The organism is Rhodococcus sp. NPDC003348 (assembly GCF_053589375.1).
On the sequence record NZ_JBSFRT010000014.1, the window covers coordinates 1 to 20,108 of the forward strand.

The 20,108-nt window shown below is 70.1% G+C and carries 13 protein-coding genes; 7 read left to right on the plus strand and 6 right to left on the minus strand.

Going from position 1 to position 20,108, the window contains the following annotated elements:
* Nucleotides 1-92: 92 nt before the first annotated feature.
* Nucleotides 93-5,564, minus strand: a complete 5,472-nt coding sequence (locus tag ACWDU4_RS11620) for an ATP-binding protein (protein WP_450114054.1) — start codon at nucleotides 5,562-5,564, stop codon at nucleotides 93-95.
* Nucleotides 5,565-6,287: 723 nt separating this feature from the next.
* Here ACWDU4_RS11620 and ACWDU4_RS11625 point away from each other — a divergent pair.
* The 6 genes from ACWDU4_RS11625 to ACWDU4_RS11650 all read left to right on the plus strand — a co-directional run bounded on the left by ACWDU4_RS11625 (nucleotide 6,288) and on the right by ACWDU4_RS11650 (nucleotide 12,182).
* Nucleotides 6,288-7,676, plus strand: coding sequence for a WS/DGAT/MGAT family O-acyltransferase (locus tag ACWDU4_RS11625; protein WP_450114055.1), 1,389 nt, complete (start codon nucleotides 6,288-6,290; stop codon nucleotides 7,674-7,676).
* 23 nt (nucleotides 7,677-7,699) lie between these two features.
* A complete protein-coding gene (locus tag ACWDU4_RS11630) occupies nucleotides 7,700-7,849 on the plus strand; it encodes a hypothetical protein (protein ID WP_450114056.1) in 150 nt (49 codons plus the stop codon).
* Between the two features lie 62 nt (nucleotides 7,850-7,911).
* On the plus strand, nucleotides 7,912-8,856 hold the full coding sequence (locus ACWDU4_RS11635) for a 4-(cytidine 5'-diphospho)-2-C-methyl-D-erythritol kinase (RefSeq protein ID WP_450114057.1): 945 nt from the start codon (nucleotides 7,912-7,914) through the stop codon (nucleotides 8,854-8,856).
* Nucleotides 8,856-10,652: an ABC-F family ATP-binding cassette domain-containing protein gene (locus ACWDU4_RS11640; RefSeq protein WP_450114058.1), complete on the plus strand. Its 1,797-nt coding sequence runs from the start codon at nucleotides 8,856-8,858 to the stop codon at nucleotides 10,650-10,652. Before ACWDU4_RS11635 ends, ACWDU4_RS11640 begins: the two co-directional genes overlap by 1 nt.
* 119 nt (nucleotides 10,653-10,771) lie before the next feature.
* On the plus strand, nucleotides 10,772-11,263 hold the full coding sequence (locus ACWDU4_RS11645; RefSeq protein WP_450114059.1) for a nuclear transport factor 2 family protein: 492 nt from the start codon (nucleotides 10,772-10,774) through the stop codon (nucleotides 11,261-11,263).
* 67 nt (nucleotides 11,264-11,330) lie between these two features.
* On the plus strand, nucleotides 11,331-12,182 hold the full coding sequence (locus ACWDU4_RS11650; RefSeq protein WP_450114060.1) for an SDR family oxidoreductase: 852 nt from the start codon (nucleotides 11,331-11,333) through the stop codon (nucleotides 12,180-12,182).
* A 7-nt stretch (nucleotides 12,183-12,189) separates the two neighbouring features.
* On the opposite strand, the gene pnuC is transcribed toward ACWDU4_RS11650, so the two are convergent.
* Nucleotides 12,190-12,849, minus strand: a complete 660-nt coding sequence (gene pnuC / locus ACWDU4_RS11655) for a nicotinamide riboside transporter PnuC (RefSeq protein WP_450114061.1) — start codon at nucleotides 12,847-12,849, stop codon at nucleotides 12,190-12,192.
* Between the two features lie 27 nt (nucleotides 12,850-12,876).
* On the minus strand, nucleotides 12,877-14,583 hold the full coding sequence (locus ACWDU4_RS11660) for a peptide chain release factor 3 (protein ID WP_450114062.1): 1,707 nt from the start codon (nucleotides 14,581-14,583) through the stop codon (nucleotides 12,877-12,879).
* Between the two features lie 223 nt (nucleotides 14,584-14,806).
* On the opposite strand from ACWDU4_RS11660, the gene ACWDU4_RS11665 reads away from it, so the two are divergent.
* Nucleotides 14,807-16,438 carry a fatty acyl-AMP ligase gene (locus ACWDU4_RS11665; protein ID WP_450114063.1) on the plus strand — a complete coding sequence of 544 codons (1,632 nt, stop codon included), beginning with the start codon at nucleotides 14,807-14,809 and terminating at the stop codon, nucleotides 16,436-16,438.
* Nucleotides 16,439-16,495: 57 nt separating this feature from the next.
* On the opposite strand, the gene ACWDU4_RS11670 is transcribed toward ACWDU4_RS11665, so the two are convergent.
* From ACWDU4_RS11670 to ACWDU4_RS11680, 3 genes are all read right to left on the minus strand, one after another.
* Complete coding sequence (locus tag ACWDU4_RS11670; protein ID WP_450114064.1) at nucleotides 16,496-18,154, minus strand: AMP-binding protein; 1,659 nt, start codon at nucleotides 18,152-18,154, stop codon at nucleotides 16,496-16,498.
* A complete protein-coding gene (locus tag ACWDU4_RS11675; protein ID WP_450114065.1) occupies nucleotides 18,151-19,107 on the minus strand; it encodes a cyclase family protein in 957 nt (318 codons plus the stop codon). The genes ACWDU4_RS11670 and ACWDU4_RS11675 overlap by 4 nt, the downstream gene beginning before the upstream one ends.
* A gap of 150 nt (nucleotides 19,108-19,257) precedes the next feature.
* Nucleotides 19,258-20,100 carry a TetR family transcriptional regulator gene (locus tag ACWDU4_RS11680; protein ID WP_450114066.1) on the minus strand — a complete coding sequence of 281 codons (843 nt, stop codon included), beginning with the start codon at nucleotides 20,098-20,100 and terminating at the stop codon, nucleotides 19,258-19,260.
* Nucleotides 20,101-20,108 lie beyond the last annotated feature (8 nt).

Genomic DNA, 20,108 nt, shown 5'->3' on the forward strand with positions numbered 1-20,108 from the left:
GGTCGCTCCCCGCGTGGGCGGCTGTGGGTGTTTCCCCGAGGGGCCCCGCCCGCCCCCCCCCGGGCCCCCCCCACTGCGTTGGCTGATCGTGCTTACTGGGCGGCGAGAACCTTGCCCATGCCGCGCTCGACAGCGGAGACCAGACGCGGCCGCAGGTCCGCGGCGGCCACGATGTCGTGCACGGAGCCGACCTCGCGGGCGCGTTCGATGTTGTGGATGCCCTCGAACTCCGCGGCCACCTCGCCGAGCTTGGCGTTGCGGACGGCGACCCGCTCGGCGGCGAGCTCGACGCGCAGCGTGGCGCGCTCGGCGTCGTCGTCGCTGGCGGCGAGCCGGGCCTCGAGGTCGCGCACCGCCGGGTCGGCGTCGGTGCGGGCGTTGACCTCGCGGGTGAACACGACGGCCGCGGCAGGGGCGCCACCGAGCACCGAGGCGAACGAGCCCTCGACCGCGAGCACCTCCATGTTCTCGTTCAGGGCGCCGGAGAACACCACGAACGCGCCGCCGTGGTAGCGCGAGATCACGACGAACACGATCGGGCCGTCGAAGTTGACGATCGCGCGGCCGATCTCGGCGCCGTATTCGAGCTGCAGGTTCCTCAGCGACTCCGGGGAGCCGTCGAATCCGGACAGGTTCGCCAGCACCACGACCGGACGGTTTCCGGACGCCGCGTTGATCGCGCGAGCCGTCTTCTTCGACGAACGCGGGAACAGCGTGCCCGAGGTCCACTGGTCCGGGCCGTCGGTCGGGAACCAGCCCTTGCGGGCGATGGCCCGGGACTCGATGCCGACGACGGTGACGGCGTTGCCGCCGAGGTGCGCGTCGAACACCACCGACGTGTCGGCGTCGGCCATGTCGGCCCAGCGTTCGAGCACGGCGTGGTCCTGGTCGACCACGGCGTGCATCACCGTGCGGATGTCGAACGGCTTCTTGCGGTCCGGGTTCGTCTCGGCGGAGAAGATCTCACCGACCGTGGTGAACTCGCTCGACGGGTGCACGTGCGGGAACGAGCGCACGTCACGGTCGATCGGGTCCGACGACTCCGCCTTGCGCGGGAAACGTTCCCCGACAGCGAGGTACGCGTGCTCATAGTGCGCGAACAGGACGCCGATCGCGGCGGTCAGGTCCGGTGCCCAGTACTGCGCCTGGCCGTTCGGGCCCATCACTCGGTCGTAGCCGCCGATACCGAAGTTGTCCTCCGCCGAGACGCCACCGGAGTAGTCCAGGGACTGCTTGCCGGTGAGCACCATCGCCGACTCCGGGGTCATCACCAGGATGCCCTTGGTGTGCATCAGCATCGTGGCCTCGGCGTTCCAGTACGGCTGGGCGCCGACGTTGATGCCCGCGACGATGACGTTGATCTCGCCGCCGTTCTGGGTGAACGTGATGATCCGGCGCAGGCCGCGCGAGACCCAGTCCATGTTCTCGGTGCCGGACTCCATGGAGATGGTGGCGCCGGAGGAGAGCGCGAACCATTCCACCGGGGCGCCGAGCGACTCCGCGAGGTCGATGGCCGCGACGATGCGCGAGCACTCCGCCTCGGCGACGGTGCCGAGAGCCTTCGTCGGGTCGCCGAACAATGCGACCCGGGTCATGCCCTCGGGGTAGCGCTCGGTGGGCGTGGTGACCAGGCCGACGATGACACCGGCCTTGTTGCGGCCGTAGGGGCGGTCGACGGGCACCAGCGCGCCGGTGTCGTCGAGGTCGTACTCGACGAAGCTGCCGCCCGCGCTCAGCGCGGGGATCAGCTCGTACGGGTAGACGGTGCCGCGTGCCCGCGACCGCTGCACCTTCTGGGTGTACTCGTCGAGCGGCTTGAGCGGCTGGGTCGGCGGTTCGGTGACCGCGACCTGCAGGCCTGCGCCGGAGCGGTACGAGAACCGGATGGCGACCTGGCGCGGCTTCGCCGTCGGCGATTCCTGCATGCGGCAGATCAGGGTGATCTGCTCGATGCCCGCGCCGACGGTGAGCGGTGCGACGTGGCTGGCGATCGCGGACAACCGGTCGGCGGCGACGTCGAGCCGCGGCCACACGTAGAGCACGACGCGGTTGTTGTCGAGACGCTTGCGACCGCGCTCGGCCTGGGCGCTGCGGATGCCGGCGAGGCAGGACGCGAGGGCCCGCTCGATCGCCGGGGCGGCCTCGATCTCGCCGGCCTCGTCGAACTGCAGCGTGAGGTCGCGCACCTGAGCCATCGCGATCAGGCGCTGGTCGGCCGGGTTGTCCTTGGCCGCAAGGTGATACACGTAGGTGTCGGCCGGGGCGGGCAGGCGTGTGCCGTTGAAGTTCTTCAGGCGCCACATGTCCAGGCGCTGCGCGGTCAACGGGTGCATACCGCGGATGATGCGGTCCTCGTCCAGCCCGCCGGACTCGGCGGGACGGAAGGTGGCCTGACGCTGAGTCGTCATCGCGCCGGGCACGGTGACGGTCACGGTGACGCGTCGCCACGGCACGGAAGTGTTGTGCGACAACAGCTCCGACCGCAGCGACTCGGCGAGTGCGTCGTCGTCGGCGGGCGCGTCCGGCCACGTGACGTACAGGTCGGCGACCAGGTTCACGGGCGACGGGCCGGCGACCGCGTCCACGACGCGGAGCGCCTCGGTCAGCTGCCCCTGGTCCGCGGCGACCGACACCAGGCGCAGCTGCTCACCGGAGAGTTCGAAAGTGCCGGTGACGCAGGGCAGTCCGTGGCCGTCGATGGCCTTGACGTCGGAGAGTCCGCGGATCTTGTAGTACTGCCGGGTGACCACCTCGAGCAGGTCGGCGGGAGCGGACCACGGCTCGGCGAGAAGGCCGACGAGCGGCTCCGGGGTGTCGACCATCGCGTCGATGCGGGCGGCGCGATCGGTGGCGCCGGGCTGCTCCGCCAGGTACTGCAGGCTGCCGCGGACGCCGTCGTAGATCTGCTCGCGCGACTTGCGGACCACCGGCTCGTCGAAGATGCGGAAGTGCAGGCCGCGGGCCATGTCGCCGATCAGCGGGTAGCGCAGCTGGGTGGCGACGATCAGCCGGTTGAGGACCTCCTCGAACTCGCCGGCGAGCTCCTCGCCGATCGGGCACTCCCGCTGCCAGTGCGCGAGCAGGCCTGCGACGGTCGGGACCTGCGCCTCGAGCCGCTGCAGGGCGACGAACAGCCGGTGCACGGCCTCCTCGAGCTCCGGGGTGCGATCCAGCTCGGTCACGTCGTAGTGGCGCAGCGAGCGGGACAGCTTGGCGCGGAACGACTCCGGCAGGCCCTCCAGCTCGACGTCGAGCGAACGCAGGAAGGAATGGAAGTGCTCGCGGGGGGAGTGCACCCGCTCGTCGTTGTCGTCGCCGCCGGCGGGCCGGTTGCGCGACAGCTCGCACAGGTCGGCGAACGTGGTCAGCAGCGCCAGTTCCGCGCGAGCCAGGGTGGGGTCGGATTCGGGCAGCCGGTCGCGCAGGGTCGTGTACTCGGTGCGCAGTGCGGTGGCGCGGGTGTCGTCGACGTCGAATCCGGTGATCATCGCGGTCAGCGCGTCGAGCCGGGCGAGTGCCTCGGTCAGGTCGTCGCGGTCGCTGGTCTCGGGGGCCGTGAACTCGACCCGCGGGGCCTGGGTGGTGACGGTCTCCTCGGCCACCGGGTCCACCCGCAGCAGTGCGGCGCCGGCGTCGACTTGCGCATTGACGATGGCGAGGACTTCCCGGACGGTGCCCGCGTTCTGCGCGCGGATCGCGGTCTCCATCTTCATCGCCTCGAGCACCACGAGGGTGTCGCCGGCCTCGACCTCGTCGCCGACCGCGACGGGCAGCGCCACGACGACGGCGGGGGAGGGTGCGCGGACGACGCCGGCCTCGTCCTGGCTGATCTGGTGGCTGACCCCGTCGACCTCGACGAGGTGGTGGGCGGGGCCGGTGACGGAGACGACATGGTGGCGCCGTCCGCCGACGACGATCCGGCGCTCGTACTCGCTGAGCCGGTCCACGTCGACTTCGACCTCGCCGCTGTCGCCGTCGATGCGGTAGCGGTGCGGGCCGATCTGGCCGACCTCGAACTGGTACGCCTGCCCCTGGTAGCTCAGCTCGACGCCGCGCCCGACGGTGTTCTTGGTGCGGGGCCGTCCGCCGCGGGCGGCGGCGAGGAACGCGCTGCGCTCGTGCGCCTCCTCGGTCTCGTAGACCTCGATCGCGGTGGCGAGCAGGGCGACGGCCGCGGCGGGGGTGGGGCCGTTCGCGGTCCCGGCGCCGGTCCGGTCGAGCCATCCGGTGTCGGCGGAGGCGGTGATGACCTCCTCGCGGTCGAGCAGGTCGAGCAGGAACGACTTGGTGGTGGTGCCGCCGTCGAGGACGACGGTGGTCTCCCGCAGCGCGGTGCGCAGCCGGGCGAGGGCCTCGGAGCGGTCCCGGCCCCAGGCGATGACCTTCGCGACCATCGAGTCGTAGTCGGGCGGGATGACGTCGCCCTGGGCGATGCCGGTGTCGACGCGCAGGCCGGAGCCGAGCGGGAACTTCAGCAGCTGGACGGTGCCGGGGGCGGGCGCGAACCCGTTGTCGGCGTCCTCGGCGTTGAGGCGGGCCTCGACGGCGTGACCGAACTCGGTCGGGCACTCGCCGACCAGCGGCTCGCCGCTCGCGACGTGGATCTGCAGCTTGACCAGGTCGAGTCCGGTGGTGAACTCGGTGATCGGGTGCTCGACCTGCAGGCGGGTGTTGACTTCGAGGAAGGTGAACACCTGCTGCGACGGCTGGTAGAGGTACTCGACGGTGGCGGCGCCGCAGTACCCGGCGGCCTTGACCAGTTCCGCGGACACCTTCCGCAGCTGCGCGGACTGCTCGGCCGTCAGCAGCGGGGAAGCGGACTCCTCGATGACCTTCTGGTTCTTGCGCTGGATCGAGCAGTCGCGCACGCCGGGCGCCCACACGTTGCCGTGCGCGTCGGCGATGACCTGGACCTCGACGTGGCGGGCCTCGGTGACGAGGCGCTCGATGAACACGACGGGGTCGCCGAAGGAGCGCTCGGCCTCGCCCTGGGTGCGCTCGAGGGCGAGTTCGAGCTCGTCCTCGGAGTAGACCTTGCGGATGCCTCGGCCGCCGCCGCCGGAGCGCGCCTTGATGATGAGCGGGTAGCCGATGGCCTGGGCGTGCCTGCGGGCGTCGGCGCGGGTCTCGACGGGTCCGCCGGACCACGGGGCGACGGGGACACCGACCTTCTCGGCGAGCAGTTTCGCCTCGACCTTGTCGCCGAGCAGCCGCATCGCCTCGGCGGAGGGGCCGATGAAGGTGATGCCGAGGCGGGCGCAGACGTCGGCGAAGGCCGGGTCCTCGGCGACGAAGCCCCAGCCGACCCAGACGGCGTCGGCGCGCGCCTCGATCAGGGCGCGCTCGAGTTCGGCGTGGTCGAGGTAGGGCGTGGCCGCGGTGGTCGAGGGGCGCAGTGTGACGCCCTCGTCGGCCTGCCTGACGAACATGGCGCGGCGCTCGGCCTCGGTGTGCAGGGCGATGACGGTGAGGGGCTGGTCGCGTTCGGCGTTGAGTTCCCGGACGGCGCGGATCAGGCGGACCGCCGCCTCGCCCCGGTTGACGACTGCAATTCGTCTGAACATCTGGTTGGCCACCGTTCCTCGTACCTCGTTGTTCACAGTTGTCGTCCACACGTGTGCGCGGGCACCCGGTACGGACAGGCCGTGGCGCGTCGAGCCACTCGGGGCTGAGCGCGGGCCGCTCGACTGTCCGTGACAGGACGGACGGCCGCTTGATCACCGGAACACCGAGCGGTCGGAGGGTCGTCGCGAGGCGACTGTCGACCGGAGAATTCCGGTCTTCCTCCGGTGCGTTGATCGGCGCTACCGGTATGCCAGCATCCATTATTTCGGCGGCTCTGTCATGTCGTTACAGAGTCGCCCAACGTCGTTTTGCCGCAACGCGATTCGTGTAGGAATCGATCCTTTGTATCGTGTCGGCAGGCTACTTTCGAGTAGCTTTACGCGTACTGGTCAGTAGGCATTTGCCGGCCGATCGGATCCCGCTCCGTGGACTTGCTGTGACCGCGCGTAGCGAGGTGTGGCGAACGGCGTCGCGTCCGTGCAGGTGAGCGACGCGACCGGCCGGCGAGGCGGAATGGCCGGTCCGGACATTCGGGGCATCGGCCCGCGTGACGATCGATGCCTGGACGTTTGCCCAGGTGGTGACGCAACTCTCGATGGGGTAGAACATCTACATCCCGATTCGGTCGTGACCATTCTCACATCCGTTTGTGACCAAAGGTGACGCACATCACCCTTGCTCGATCCCGCGATCCGGTGCCCCGAGACTTGATAGGTCAGAACATGCTGCTTCCGATGTCGCCCACCGACTCGATGTTCCTGCTAGCCGAATCCCGCGAACACCCGATGCACGTCGGGGGGCTCGTGCTCCTCGAGCCTCCCGAGGGCGGTGATGCCGGGGACGTGCGCGCGATGCTCGACGCCGCCCTCGAACGCAACCTGGTCGCCCCGCGGCTGCGGCGCCGCCCCCGGCGCTCGGTGACCACTCTCGGGCAGTGGGGGTGGGAGACCGACGACGACCTCGACCTCGCGCACCACGTGCAACACGACGCGCTGCCGCGTCCGGGTGGCATGCGGGAGCTGATGGATCTGGTGTCTCGCCTGCATGCCGGCCTGCTGGACCGCAGTCGTCCGCTGTGGGAGATGCACCTGATCGAGGGGCTCGCCGACGGCAGGTTCGCCGTGTACATGAAGATCCACCACGCCCTGGCCGACGGTGTGTCCGCGATGCGCATGCTGCGACGGGCGCTCAGCGAGGATCCCGAGGCTCGGGAGATGTCCGCGCCGTGGGAGCCGGGTGCGCCGCGCCTCGGATCGGCAGAACCCGCGTCGACCGGCGGCGTGTCGGGCATCGCCGGTGCCGCGGTCCGGGCGGCGCGGGACGCGGTCGGGGAAGTGGCAGGACTGGTGCCTGCATTGGCCGACACGGTCGACCGCGCGCTGCACGGTCGCGGTGGCGCGTTGTCGTTGGCCGCGCCGTCGTCGCTGCTCAACGTGCCGATCGGGGGTGCGCGCCGCTTCGCGGCGGGCTCGTGGCAGCTCGAACGCCTCCGGCTGGTGGCCAAGTGCGCCGACGCGACGATCAACGACGTGGTGCTCGCCATGTGCTCGGGTGCGCTGCGCACGTTCCTCGCGGGGGTGGATGCCCTGCCCCTCGAGCCGCTGCTGGCGATGGTCCCGGTCTCGCTGCGCGATGAGCGGCGGACCGGCGGCGAGGGGAACGAAATCGGCCTGCTGACCTGCAATCTCGGCACGAACCTGTCCGACGCCGGCGACCGGCTCGACGCCGTGCGCACCTCGATGCGCGAGGGCAAGGAGACGATGCGGGCCCGGAGCGCCACCCAGATCCGTGCGATGAGTGCGCTGGGGGTTGCACCGCTGGCGATGGGGATCGTGCTCGGGCGGGGCCTTCCGATCCGGTCGGCGAACGTGATGATCTCCAACGTGCCGGGCCCGCGTGCGCCGCTGTACTGGAACGGGGCGCGGATGACCGCGCTCTTTCCGCTGTCCATCCCGGTGGACGGCCAGGCGCTGAACATCACCTGCACGAGTACGGACGAGGAGATCGCGTTCGGTCTCACCAGCTGCCGGCGCAGCCTGCCGGAGTTGGCGCCGATGCTCGGCCATCTCGACGACGAGCTCGCCTCGCTCGAGCGAGTGGTGGGTCTGTGAATCAGAAAGGGATTGCTGCACAGATGAATTCATCCGAGGTCGGCGCGGCCGACGAGCGAGTGGCGGGCCCGGGGATGCGGGCGGCGACACCTCTCGCGCACCGCTCGGCCATGAGCACCGCCGAGATCAAGGCCAGGATCGAGGCGATGTTCGAGGACCGCCCGCGCCGGTAGAGGCCGCCGGGTGCGCGTCCGGGAGTTCGCCACCCGTGGCGCCTCCACTAGGCTGATTCCCCGTGCTGTCCGTAGTTCCGCGCCCGGTGACCGTCCGGGCGCCGTCGAAGGTGAACCTCCACCTGGGAGTCGGTGACCTGCGCGAGGACGGCTATCACGAGCTGACCTCGGTGTTCCAGGCGCTGTCGCTCAGTGACGACGTCGTGCTCGCCGACGCCGACGGGCTGTCGGTGCAGGTGCGGGGCGAGGACGCCGCGTCGGTGCCGACCGATCGGACGAACCTCGTGTGGCGGGCGGCGGAACTGCTCGCCGAGCGTGCGGGCCGGGCCGCGGACGTCGCGATCACCATCGTCAAGGGTGTGCCGGTGGCCGGCGGCATGGCGGGCGGCAGTGCCGACGCGGCGGCCACCCTCGTCGGACTCAACGAGCTGTGGCGGCTCGGCCTCGGCCGCGACGAGCTGTTCACGCTCGGCGCGGAGCTCGGCAGCGACGTCCCGTTCACTCTGCACGGTATGACCGCGCTCGGGACCGGACGTGGGGAGAAGTTGCTTCCGGTCCTGTCCCGCAACAGCTTTCACTGGGTTCTCGCGCTCGCAAAGGGTGGACTGAGCACTCCGGCGGTGTTCCGTGAACTCGACCGTCTCCGCGCCGCGGGCAGCCCGCCGCGGATCGGCGGCGCGGAGGGCCTGATCCAGGCGCTCGCCTCGGGTGACGCCAATCAGCTCGCACCGCTGCTCGGCAACGACCTGCAGCCCGCCGCGCTCTCCCTCAAACCGGAACTGCGGCGCACCCTGCGTGCGGGGACCACGGCAGGGGCGTTGGCCGGCATCGTCTCGGGGTCCGGACCGACCTGTGCATTCCTGTGCGCCGACTCCGACTCGGCGGTCGCCGTCGGGGCGGAACTGGCCGGGGCGGGCGTGTGCCGCACCGTGCGGGTGGCCCACGGCCCGGTGCCGGGTGCGCACATTGTCGACGTCGAGAACGATCACCGGGGAACGGAACGCTGATGGCCAATCTGATCAACCTGGAGCAGGTGTCGAAGTCGTTCGGCATCAAGCCGCTGCTCGACTCCGTGTCCCTCGGCGTGCAGGAGGGCGAACGGATCGGTGTCGTCGGCCTCAACGGCGGCGGCAAGACCACGATGCTCGAGGTGCTCGCCGGCCTCGAGGAACCCGACTCCGGCCGGGTCAGCCGGGTCGGTGGCCTGCGCATGGCCGTGGTCACCCAGCGGGGTGTCCTCCCGGCCGGTGCCACCGTCGCCGACGTGGTGCTCGCCCCGCTCGGGCTGGCCGAGCACGAGTGGGCGGGTGATGCGCGGATCCGTTCCATCCTCGCCGGTATCGGCATCGACTCCGTCGGCCTCGACCGCGGCGTCGAGGGCCTCTCCGGCGGGGAGCGGCGGCGCGTCGCCCTGGCGGCGGCGCTGGTGCAGGACCTGGACCTGCTGGTCCTCGACGAGCCCACCAACCACCTCGACGTCGAGGGCGTGCAGTGGCTGGCCGAACACCTGCTGGGCCGGCGCAGCGCGCTGGTGGTCGTCACCCACGACCGCTGGTTCCTCGACACCGTCGCCACCCGCACCTGGGAGGTCGTCGGCGGCAAGGTCGAGAGCTACGACGGCGGCTACAACGACTGGATCTTCGCGCGCGCCGAGCGGGCCCGGCAGGCCGACGCCGCCGAGGAACGCAGGCAGAACCTGGCCCGCAAGGAGCTCGCGTGGCTGCGTCGCGGCCCGCAGGCCCGCACCTCGAAGCCCCGCTACCGGGTCGAGGCGGCGGAGGCCCTGATCGCGAACGTCCCACCGCCGCGGGACTCCGTCGCGCTGGCGTCGTTCGCCAAGCGGCGGCTCGGCCGCGTCGTCATCGAACTCGAGGACGTCCGCCTCGAGACGCCCGACGGCCGGGAACTCGTCCACGACCTGACCTGGCGGCTGGCGCCGGGGGAGCGGGTGGGTCTGGTCGGCGTGAACGGTTCGGGCAAGACGACGCTGCTGCGTACCCTCGCCGGCGAGCTCGAACCCGCCACGGGTCGGCGCATCCAGGGGCAGACCGTCAAGATCGGGTGGCTGCGCCAGGAACTCGACGACCTGCCGACGGACATGCGGGTGCTCGAGGCGGTCAAGGACGTCGCGGAGCGAATCGTGCTGGGGGACAAGGAGATGTCCGCCGGTCAGCTCGCCGAGCGGCTCGGCTTCACCCCGGCCCGCCAGCGCACCCCGGTCGGCGACCTGTCCGGCGGTGAGCGGCGTCGGCTGCAGCTGACCCGGGTGCTGATGAGCGAGCCGAACGTGCTGCTGCTCGACGAGCCGACCAACGACCTCGACATCGACACGCTGCAGCAGCTCGAGGACATCCTCGACGGCTGGGCGGGAACGCTGGTGGTGATCAGCCACGACCGCTACCTGGTCGAGCGGATCTGCGACAGCACCTGGGCGCTGTTCGGGGACGGCAAGCTGACGAACCTGCCGGGTGGGATCGAGGAATACCTGAGGCGTCGCGAGGCGGTCGCCGCTGCCGCCACGCCCGGCCCCGCCCCGGTGAGCGGGCCTGCGGCCGCGAGTGTCGGCGAGCCCGTCGCCGTCCGCGACGGTGCCGCGGACCGGGCCGCCCGCAAGGAGCTGAGCCGCATCGAACGGCAGGTCGCCAAGCTGTCCGATCGGGAGGCCGTCCTGCACGAGGCGCTCGCCGCCGCGGCCACCGATCCGCAGGAGCTGCAGAAGCTCGACGCGGAACTGCGGACGGTGGTGGCGGAGAAGGAGACCGCGGAGGAGCGCTGGATGGAGCTGGCCGCCGACCTCGAGTGATCGGTCTCGCGTGCCTGACACCGTGACGTGTTCACCGCCCGGCGGGGCGGGAAGGCGACTAGGCTGCCTGAAAGATCGGTCTTGTCGTTTCATGGTCCCTGTCATGGAAGGCTCGCGCGATGGATCTCGAGGCTCTCGCTGAGATAACGAAGCTCAAACATCGCTACACGCGCGCGCTGGACACCAAGGATTGGGCACTGTTCCGCGAGACCCTGCTGCCCGACGCGACCGCCACGTACGGCGAGCACCTCCGATTCGAGGACCGGGACGCGTTGTGCTCGTTCATGGAGATCACGCTCGGCCCGCACGTACTGTCCGAACACCTCTGCGGCCAACCGGAAATCGACATCACCGGGGACAGTGCGACCGGGACGTGGGTTCTCGCGGACACGGTCATCTTCCCCGAGGACGGAATGCTGTTGCGTGGTGCGGCTTTCTACCACGACCGATACGCACGCGACGACGGCGGCCAGTGGCGGATCGCGCACACCGGGTACGAGCGGACGTACGAGATCGTGGTGTCCTTGTCCGACCTGCCGAGCCTGCAGTTGATCTCGAACCGGTGGGCGATGGCGATCACCCCACAACCCGAGGCCGAGTCGTCCGCCTGATCCGCCGACTGCCCACCTGCCTCCATCCCCACCCGGTCGACGCGCCGGTGGGTGCACACTCGACGCCATGATCCGTGAGTTGGTTGCCCGCGCCGCCCTCAACCCGCTGCCGTCGTTGCGGTCCGTCCGCACCCGCGTCCGGCCGGGGCCGGACCGTGTCAGCGGCCGCACGGTCCTGATCACCGGCGCGTCCTCCGGGGTCGGGGAGGCGGCCGCGACGGCGTTCGCCGCGCTGGGGGCCGAGGTGATCCTGGTGGCCCGCGGCGCCGGCGACCTCGCCGTGGTTCGCGACCGGATCCGGGCCGACGGCGGGGTCGCACACAGCATCGCGTGTGACCTCACCGACCCGGACGCCGTCGCGGCACTGGTGGCGACCGTCGCCGCCGACCACGGACCGCTCGACGTGCTGATCAACAACGCCGGACGCTCCATCCGCCGCCCCGTCGTCGACACCGTGGACCGATTCCACGACTACGAGCGGACGATGGCGCTCAACTACTTCGGCCCGGTGCGGCTGACGCTGGCGGTGCTACCCGGAATGCTCGACCGCGGGTGCGGGCACATCGTCAATGTCGCGACGTGGGGTGTGCCCGGCGGGGTGATGCCGAAGTTCGCCGCCTACCACGCGTCGAAGGCGGCCATCGGGGCGTTCGGCCGCGATCTGGGCGCCGAGATCGCCGGGCGCGGTGTTGCGGTCACCACGGTGCACTTCCCGCTGATCCGCACCCCGATGATCACCCCGACCAGGGACTACGACGCGATGCCTGCCCTGACCCCTGAACGGGCGGCCGGCTGGCTGGTCGAGGCGGTCCGGACCCGCCCGGTGGAACTGCTGCCCGGCTACGCCGAACTGCTGCGCCACCTCGGTGCGGTGTCGCCCACGTTCGCGGACTCCCTCGTCCGCCGCGCCGGGATCTGAGCGTCGGTCAGGGCGCGGACCGGGCGACCCCCGCGCGGCGCTGGACCCGCAGCCACACCGCGAACCCCCACAGCACGAAGGCGCCGTACACGAGGTAGAGGAGCGCGGACGGGTAGTACCCGGCCACGAACAGCTGCGGCACCCCGACGGCGTCGACGGCGATCCAGATCAGCCAGAACTCGGTCCACCCGCGCGCCATGCCGTAGGTGGCGAGCAGCGACCCGGTGAAGATCCACGCCTCCGGCCAAGGCCCGTAGGACCCGATGCGTTCGAAGATCTGCGCGAAGACGACGGTGCCGCAGATCATCGCCGCGACCAGAAGAAACCGGTCGCGGCGCGGCGCCCAGTGCGGCAGCACCGCCTCGCCGGACGCATGCCGGGACCGCAACCACTGGGTCCAGCCGTACACGCTGACGGAGATGAACATCAGCTGCCGTCCGGCCTGTCCGTACAGGTTCAGCTCCTGCGGGGTGTGGAACAGCGCACCCATGAACACCGTGAACAGCAGTGCATTTCCCGCGATGCCGACGGGCCACGCCCACACCACGCGCTTCATGCCGCCGATCGCGGACGCGATCCCGAACCCGTTGCCGATGATCTCGCGCCACAGGATGGTGGCGTCCCCGATGTGCAGTTCGGCGTCGAACAGGGCCTGCAGCGGGCTCATACGTGCAGCTCTCCCGGATCCCGGGGGTCAGTCGGCGGTCGCGACGAGCGGTTCCAGGGTCAGCTCCGGGTGCTCCTTCTGGATGTACTGCAGTCGCCACTTGTCGCTGACGAGGGCCAGCATCACACCGTCGGAGCGGGTGAAGACCTCGACGCCGCGCTGGCGGCCGAGCTCGGTGGCGGACTCGGAGTCGGTGCGCCGCGCGAGCTGGTACGGCAGGCCCTCCATCCGCGCCTCGACGTTGAACTCGGCCTTCATCCGGGCCGCGACGACCTCGAACTGCATCGGGCCGACCGCCGCCATCACCGGCGACGCATCGCCGCGGATGTCGTTGCGCAGGATCTGCACGACGCCCTCGGAGTCGAGCTGTTCGACCGCGCGCCGGAACTGCTTGTACTTGCTCGCGCTCTCCGCGCGCAGCACCGAGAAGTGTTCGGGTGCGAACGACGGGATCGGCGGGAACTCGACCTTCTTGTCGGAGAACAGGGTGTGGCCGGGCGCCAGGGCGGTCGCGTTGACGAGGCCGACGACGTCACCGGGGTAGGCGCTGTCCACGGTCGAGCGTTCCCGGCCGAACACGGTCTGCGCGTACTTCGTCGCGAACGGCTTCCCGGTCTGTGCGTGCGTGACGACCATGCCGCGTTCGAAGACCCCGGAGACGACGCGCATGAACGCCAGCCGGTCGCGGTGTGCGGTGTCCATTCCGGCCTGCACCTTGAACACGACCGCGCTGAACGGGTCGGTCACCGCGCGCGCGGCGCCTGCCACGTCGTCGCGCGCACCCGGCGGCGGCGCGAGCGCGACCAGGGTGTCGAGGATCTGCCGGACGCCGAAGTTCAGCATCGCGGACGCGAAGATCACCGGAGACGTCTGTCCGGCGAGGAACATCTCCTGGTCGTGGTCCTGGCCGGACGCCGAGAGCAGTTCGCTCTCCTCGACCGCCGTCTCCCAGGCGTCCCCGTCTCGTTCTGCGGCCCCGTCGGCGTCGAGGATCTCCTCGGGCGCGATCTTCGCGCCGCCGGCCGTACGGGTGAAGCGGACGTATTCGCGGGGGGCGCCGTCCTCGCCGCGGCGCAGCAGGCCACGGAAGTCACCGGCGATGCCCACCGGCCAGTACAGCGGCGTCGGGGTCAGGCCGATCCGCTCCTGGATCTCGTCGAGCAGTTCCAGCGGCGACTGGCCGGGCCGGTCCCACTTGTTGATGACCGTCACCACCGGGATGCCGCGGTGGCGGCACACCTGGAACAGCTTCAGGGTCTGCGGCTCGAGGCCCTTCGCCGCGTCGATCAGCATGACCGCGGCGTCGACGGCGGTGAGGACCCGGTAGGTGTCCTCGGAGAAGTCGGAGTGACCGGGGGTGTCGACGAGGTTTACGACGTTCGGTTCCTCGTCCGGATCGGTCTCCGGGGACTTGTAGTTGAACTGCAGCGCGGTGGAGCTGACGGAGATGCCACGGGCCTTCTCCATCTCCATCCAGTCGGACACCGTCGACTTGCGGCCGGCCTTGCCGTGCACGGCGCCGGCCTCCGCGATCATCTTCGCGTGCAGCGCGAGCGCCTCGGTGAGCGTCGACTTGCCCGCGTCGGGGTGGGAGATGACGGCGAAGGTGCGCCGTCTCCCGGCCTCCCCGGCGAGTGCCCGGACCGACTTGTCGGCGGTGCCGACCTCGGGGACGTCGGCGGTGCCGACTTCGGGGTCGGTGGCGGCGGTCGTCGATGCGGGATCGGTGGTCACCGGGGAGTTTCCTTTGCTGACGGACTTCGGTCTGCTCACCAGGCGTGGGAGCAGTGGCGATACGCCGGTAGTCCAGATTACCCGCCGCGGGATCGCCCGATTCGACACGCTCCTCCGAACCGCGGGCGCATGCTTTGCGTGTAACACCACGACAGGTGTGGCGCGTAACACAACGGCGGCAATCGAGGGATATTACGTATAGCGGCCCGGTGAGGAGAACGCGATGAGCAGATTCACCGACGAGATGTACGAGGCGTCCGCGACCAGCATTCGAGGGGTGGTCACCGGCGAACCTGGGGTGCCGCTGCGGCAGACCTGGGACCAGATCCACGACATCGCCCGCCGCATCGCGGGCGGACTCGCCGCCGTCGGGGTCGGTCCCGGTGACTCGGTCGGAGTGCTGGCGGGGTTGCCCGTCGACGTCGCGCCGACGTGCCAGGCCGTCTGGATGCGCCGTGCCGCGCTGACGATGCTGCACCAGCCGACCCCGCGGACCGACCTCGAGGCGTGGGCCCGCGACACCGAGGTCGTGGTGGCGATGATCGGCGCGCACGCCGTGGTGCTCGGGGAGCCGTTCGGAGCCGCTGCTCCTCTGCTCGCGGCGCGTGGCATCACCGTCGTGACGGTCGACGAGTTGCGAGGTGGCTCCGCGGTGGATCCGCTGGACGCCCTCGAATCCGATATTGCCTTGCAGCAGTTGACTTCCGGCTCCACCGGGTCGCCGAAGGCCGTGCGGATCACGCACGCGAATTTCTACTCCAACGCCAACGCGATGCTCAACCGGCTCAAGATCGATGTCACCACCGACGTGATGATCAGTTGGCTACCGCTGTTCCACGACATGGGGATGGTCGGGTTCCTGACGCTGCCCATGCAGATGGGCGCCGAGATCGTCTGCGTCACTCCACTCGACTTCCTGCACAACCCGCTGCTGTGGGCAGAGTTGATGGACAAGTATCGCGGAACTGTCACCGCCGCACCGAATTTCGCGTACTCGCTGCTGGCCCGTCGGCTCGAGCAGGCGCCGGACGGGGCATACGACCTGTCGACGATGCGGTGCCTGATCAACGGTGCCGAACCCATCGACGCCGACACGATGCTCGCACTCGCGGCGGCGGGAAAGCGGTTCGGCCTCGACCAGGCGGCCCTCGCGCCGACCTACGGGATGGCGGAGGTGACGCTTGCGGTGTCGTTGCCCTCACCCGGCCGGGGGCTGGTTCTCGATCTGGTCGATCCGGACCTGCTCGAGGCGATGCAGCATGCCGTGCCGTCCACCAAGCACAATGCGCGCAAGATGGTCACCCTCGGCAAGATGGTGCCCGACCTCGAGGGACGCGTGGTCGACGAGGAACGCCGGGAACTCAGCGCCCGCAACGTCGGGGTCATCGAGGTCCGCGGCAAGCCCGTCACGCCCGGCTACCTCACCGTCGACGGACCTCGTCCCGCGCAGGACGAGGACGGCTGGCTCGACACCGGCGACGTCGGTTACTTCACCGAGGACGGGCTCGTGGTGGTGTGCGGCAGGGTCAAGGACGTCATCATCATGGGCGGCCGCAACATCTACCCGACCGACATCGAACGGGCCGCGCTCACGGTCCGGGGCGTCCGGCCCGGCAACGCGGTCGCGGTCCGGCTCGAGGCCGGGCAGAAACGAGAGTCGTTCGCTGTCGCTGTCGAGACCAACGCGATCGACGACCCAGCCGAGGTGCACCGCATCGAACACGCCGTGGCGCACGCGGTGTTCACAGAGGTCGGGGTGCGGCCGCGCACGGTCGCGGTCCTCGGCCCCGGCAGCATCCCGAAGACCTCGTCCGGAAAGCTGCGCCGCACCCACTCGGCGGCGCTGCTGCGCTGACACCGCGCGGGTGTGGGGTGCGCCCTCCGCCGGCCAACCCCACACCCGGCAGCGGGATCAGCGCACGTCCCGCAGTTCCCGTCGCAGGATCTTGCCGGTGACCGTCTTCGGCAGTTCGCCGACGAACTCCACCTGGCGCGGATACTTGTAGGCGGCCATCTGTTCCTTGCAGTACGCGATGATCTCGTCCGGTTCCACCGACGCGCCGGGCTGGAGGGAGACGTAGGCCTTGACCGTTTCGCCGCGGTAGTCGTCCGGCACACCGACGACGGCGGCCTCCCGGACAGCGGGATGTGCGTAGAGCACGTCCTCGACCTCCCGCGGCCACACCTTGTACCCCGAGGCGTTGATCATGTCCTTCTTGCGATCGACGACGTAGAACCACCCGTCGGCGTCCATGAATCCGACGTCGCCGGTCTTCAGTTCGCCGTTCGGGATCGACTCGGCGGTCTTGTCGGGCTTGTTCCAGTACCCCTTCACCACCTGGGGTCCGGAGGTGACGAACTCGCCGACCTCGCCGACCGGGACGTCCTCGCCGTCCTCACCGACGACCCGCACGACCGTGTTGAACACGGGGACGCCGACCGACAGGGCGCCCGAGGTCGGGTCGACGGGGGCGCGGACACCGAGCGGGACGCCGTGGGAGGGCGACGATGTCTCGGTGAGGCCGTAGATGTTGTGGATGTAGGCGCCGAACGCCTTCTCGAGCCGGTCCGCCATGGCGGGCGCGATCGGGGCGCCGCCCGAGTAGAGCACGCGCAGACTCTGGAAGTCCGCGGGTGTGGCACCGGGGGCGGTGGACAGTGCGTTGTACGCGGTGATCGCCGCGACGGTGAACGCCGGCTTCCATTCGCGGATCGCGTCGAGTGCCACCTTCGGGGTGAACCGGTGCGTGAGCGTCAGCGGTGCCCGCGCCGACATCGCGACCATGATGTGCCCGACGAGCCCGGTGATGTGGAACAGCGGGGCGATGCCGAGTACCCCCTCGCCGGGGGCGAGCCCGGTCCAGTCCCGGTAGGTCTGCGCGTTGAACGCCAGGTTTCCGTGGGTGTTCATGGCGCCCTTGGGTTCTCCGGTCGTCCCCGAGGTGTAGGTGAGCACGGCGACGTCGTCGGACGTCAGTGCTGGTGCGGGCGGTGGGGTGCCGTCGTACGACGCGACGGTCTCGACGAGGTCGCCGGTGCCCTCGCTGCGATGCCGTTCGGCCGAATCGAACAGGCGCGGATCGTTCCGTGTCTGGAAGTCGAGCGCGGACGTCGTGTACACCGTCCGCACCGAAGTCTTCCCGGTCTCGAGCACCGTTGCGGCGACGTCGCGGTACAGGTCGTCGAGGGTGAGGAGAGCCGTTGCCCCGGAATCGATCAGCATGTACGTCAGTTCCCGCTGGCGGTTCATCGGGTTGATCGCGACCGCGACGCCGCCCGCCTTCCAGGCCGCGACGAGGCCGATCGCATAGGAGGGGTTGTTCTGCACGTACACCGCGAGTCGCTCCCCCGCGGCGAACCCGTCCGCGACCAGTGCTGCGGCGAGCGCGTTCGCGGCCCGGTCGACGTCGGCGAAGGTCAGCGTCGCGTCGAAGTAGTGCAGGAAGGGCCGATCGGGGTCCGACGCCACCGCCGCGTCGAAGACCTCGAGCGCGGTGGCGTGCTCGGCCTCGATGTCGGAGGGGATGCCCTCCGGATACCGGGCCAGCCACGGCCGGTCGGTGTAGGTCACTTGATCACCACCGGGTTCACCGGGGCACCGCTGGCGCGGTGGATCTTCAACGGTGCTGCGACGTAGAAGAACTCGTAGACACCGTCAGCGGCGCAGTCCTCGGCGAGCTTCTCCAGGTCGCAGATCTCGGTGAACGCGATTCCCAGGTTGCGCATGAGTGCGTTGTGCAGCACGAGGGCGACGCCGTTGTGCGGGTCGGTGGTGATTTCGTTGGCGATCGTGTCGGTGACGAGGTTCGGGATCTCCTTGTCCTGGAACCACTGCACCAGCTCGGGGGAGTAGACCAGGCCGGGCTCGCAGAAATCGCCGTAGAAGGCATCCGCATCCTGGAAGAACAGCTCGAGGTGATTGGTGCGGATCAGTATGATGTCGCGCGGCTTGATCTCGATTCCCTGTGCGGCGGCACATTTTTCGAGGTCGGTGTGGTCGAATGTCTCCCCCGCGCCCAGATGCTCCACACCCCGGAAGCGGGCCATGTCCAGCAGTACCGCACGGCCGGCGACACCGCGCTGGGCGATCGGCTCGACGCTGGCCTTGTCCAGGCCGCCGACGGTGGTGCGGGCGTCGTACCCGTTGTAGATCCGGCCGTCGTACCAGACATGACCGAGTGCGTCGTACTGTGTGCTGCCCTGCAGGAATGCGTTGATCTTGTCGTCGGCGTAGTGCAACCCGCCGGGGAACTCGGGGCCCTCGCCGCCCTCGTCCCAGTCGGACTCGTCGAGGATCATCTCCCGGGTCGCCGGGCTGCGGCCGGGCCACACCGGGTCGCCGTTGGGATCCCCGATGAGGCGCTGGAGGGTGAACAGGGCGCCCTTCCGGATGAGGCCGACGCCGCTCAGAACCTGTTCGGCGGTCAGGTAGTTCAGGCTGCCGACCTCGTCGTCGGCGCCCCATTTGCCCCAGTTGGACGGGGAGTCGGCGAGAAGTTCGGTGAGATCGGGCGTGGTGGACATCGGCACCTCTTCAGTGAGTCGATCCTGCGGAACTGAACTATCCGATCGATCGTTCGAACGGTTCAGTGAGATCAGGATCACACCGAATCGAGCCGCCGTCAAGGGGGTGGCGGAACGCGAAAATGATTGGCGGTCAGCGGATCTCGATGTTCAGCGAGGCTGAACCTGCATCATCGCCAGCGCGTGACCGGCGTAGTCGCGGGCGACCTCGGCCGGGGTCATCGGTCCGGTGGGGGAGTACCAGTAGGTCAGTGCCATGCACAGGGTCGTCACGGCCCGGGCCGTGCCGCGCGGGTCGGGTGTCGTGAAGGTCCCGTCGGCGGTGGCGGCGACCGCCGCGGCGTCGAGCCGTGCCTGCAGGCGTCGGCGCGCGTCCGCGACGGTGCCGCGGACGGGCTCCTCGAGGCTCCGCATCTCGGTGGCGGTGATGAAGGCCAGGTCCCGGCGGACCGCATGGCACAGGGCGAGCGCTTCGACCATGAGGGCGAACTTCTCGGCCGGGGCCCGCCCCTCGGCATCGGCGGCCGCGACACGCCACTCGATGTCCTCCATCGTCCGCGTCACCAACGTCGCAAGAAGGTGCTGCTTGCTGCGGTGATAGTGGTAGATGCCGGCCACGCTGCTGTCTGCGGCGGTCGCCACCAGGCGCATCGTGGCGCCGTGGTAGCCGAGGTCCGTGAACACCTCGACGGCCGCCCGGAGCGCCGGGTCGAGGTCGAGTGCGGAGAAGCGTCGCCAGTCCGTGTCGCCGGGAGTCGCCGGTCCTCCGATCGGTGCCCGGTCCGGGGGTGGGCTGAGTAGGCGGGCGGAGGGGACGCCGAGGTGTCTGGCGATCTCGTGCAGGCGGTCGATCGTCAGCGCCACCTTCCCGTTCTCGATCGCGCTCATGGTCCCGACGCTCACGCCGACCGCCGAGGCGAGGGCGCGCAGGGTCATGCCGGACTGCTGTCGGGCCCGACGCACGGCGGGCCCGGTCGAGTTCTGTTCGGCCATGCTGAACA

Bases quoted from the DNA above. Each gene is read 5' to 3' on its own strand.
- ACWDU4_RS11620 (WP_450114054.1), bottom strand. From the start codon at position 5,564: ATGTTCAGACGAATTGCAGTCGTCAACCGGGGCGAGGCGGCGGTCCGC.
- ACWDU4_RS11625 (WP_450114055.1), top strand. From the start codon at position 6,288: ATGCTGCTTCCGATGTCGCCCACCGACTCGATGTTCCTGCTAGCCGAA.
- ACWDU4_RS11630 (WP_450114056.1), top strand. From the start codon at position 7,700: ATGAATTCATCCGAGGTCGGCGCGGCCGACGAGCGAGTGGCGGGCCCG.
- ACWDU4_RS11640 (WP_450114058.1), top strand. From the start codon at position 8,856: ATGGCCAATCTGATCAACCTGGAGCAGGTGTCGAAGTCGTTCGGCATC.
- ACWDU4_RS11645 (WP_450114059.1), top strand. From the start codon at position 10,772: ATGGATCTCGAGGCTCTCGCTGAGATAACGAAGCTCAAACATCGCTAC.
- ACWDU4_RS11650 (WP_450114060.1), top strand. From the start codon at position 11,331: ATGATCCGTGAGTTGGTTGCCCGCGCCGCCCTCAACCCGCTGCCGTCG.
- pnuC (WP_450114061.1), bottom strand. From the start codon at position 12,849: ATGAGCCCGCTGCAGGCCCTGTTCGACGCCGAACTGCACATCGGGGAC.
- ACWDU4_RS11665 (WP_450114063.1), top strand. From the start codon at position 14,807: ATGAGCAGATTCACCGACGAGATGTACGAGGCGTCCGCGACCAGCATT.
- ACWDU4_RS11675 (WP_450114065.1), bottom strand. From the start codon at position 19,107: ATGTCCACCACGCCCGATCTCACCGAACTTCTCGCCGACTCCCCGTCC.
- ACWDU4_RS11680 (WP_450114066.1), bottom strand. From the start codon at position 20,100: ATGGCCGAACAGAACTCGACCGGGCCCGCCGTGCGTCGGGCCCGACAG.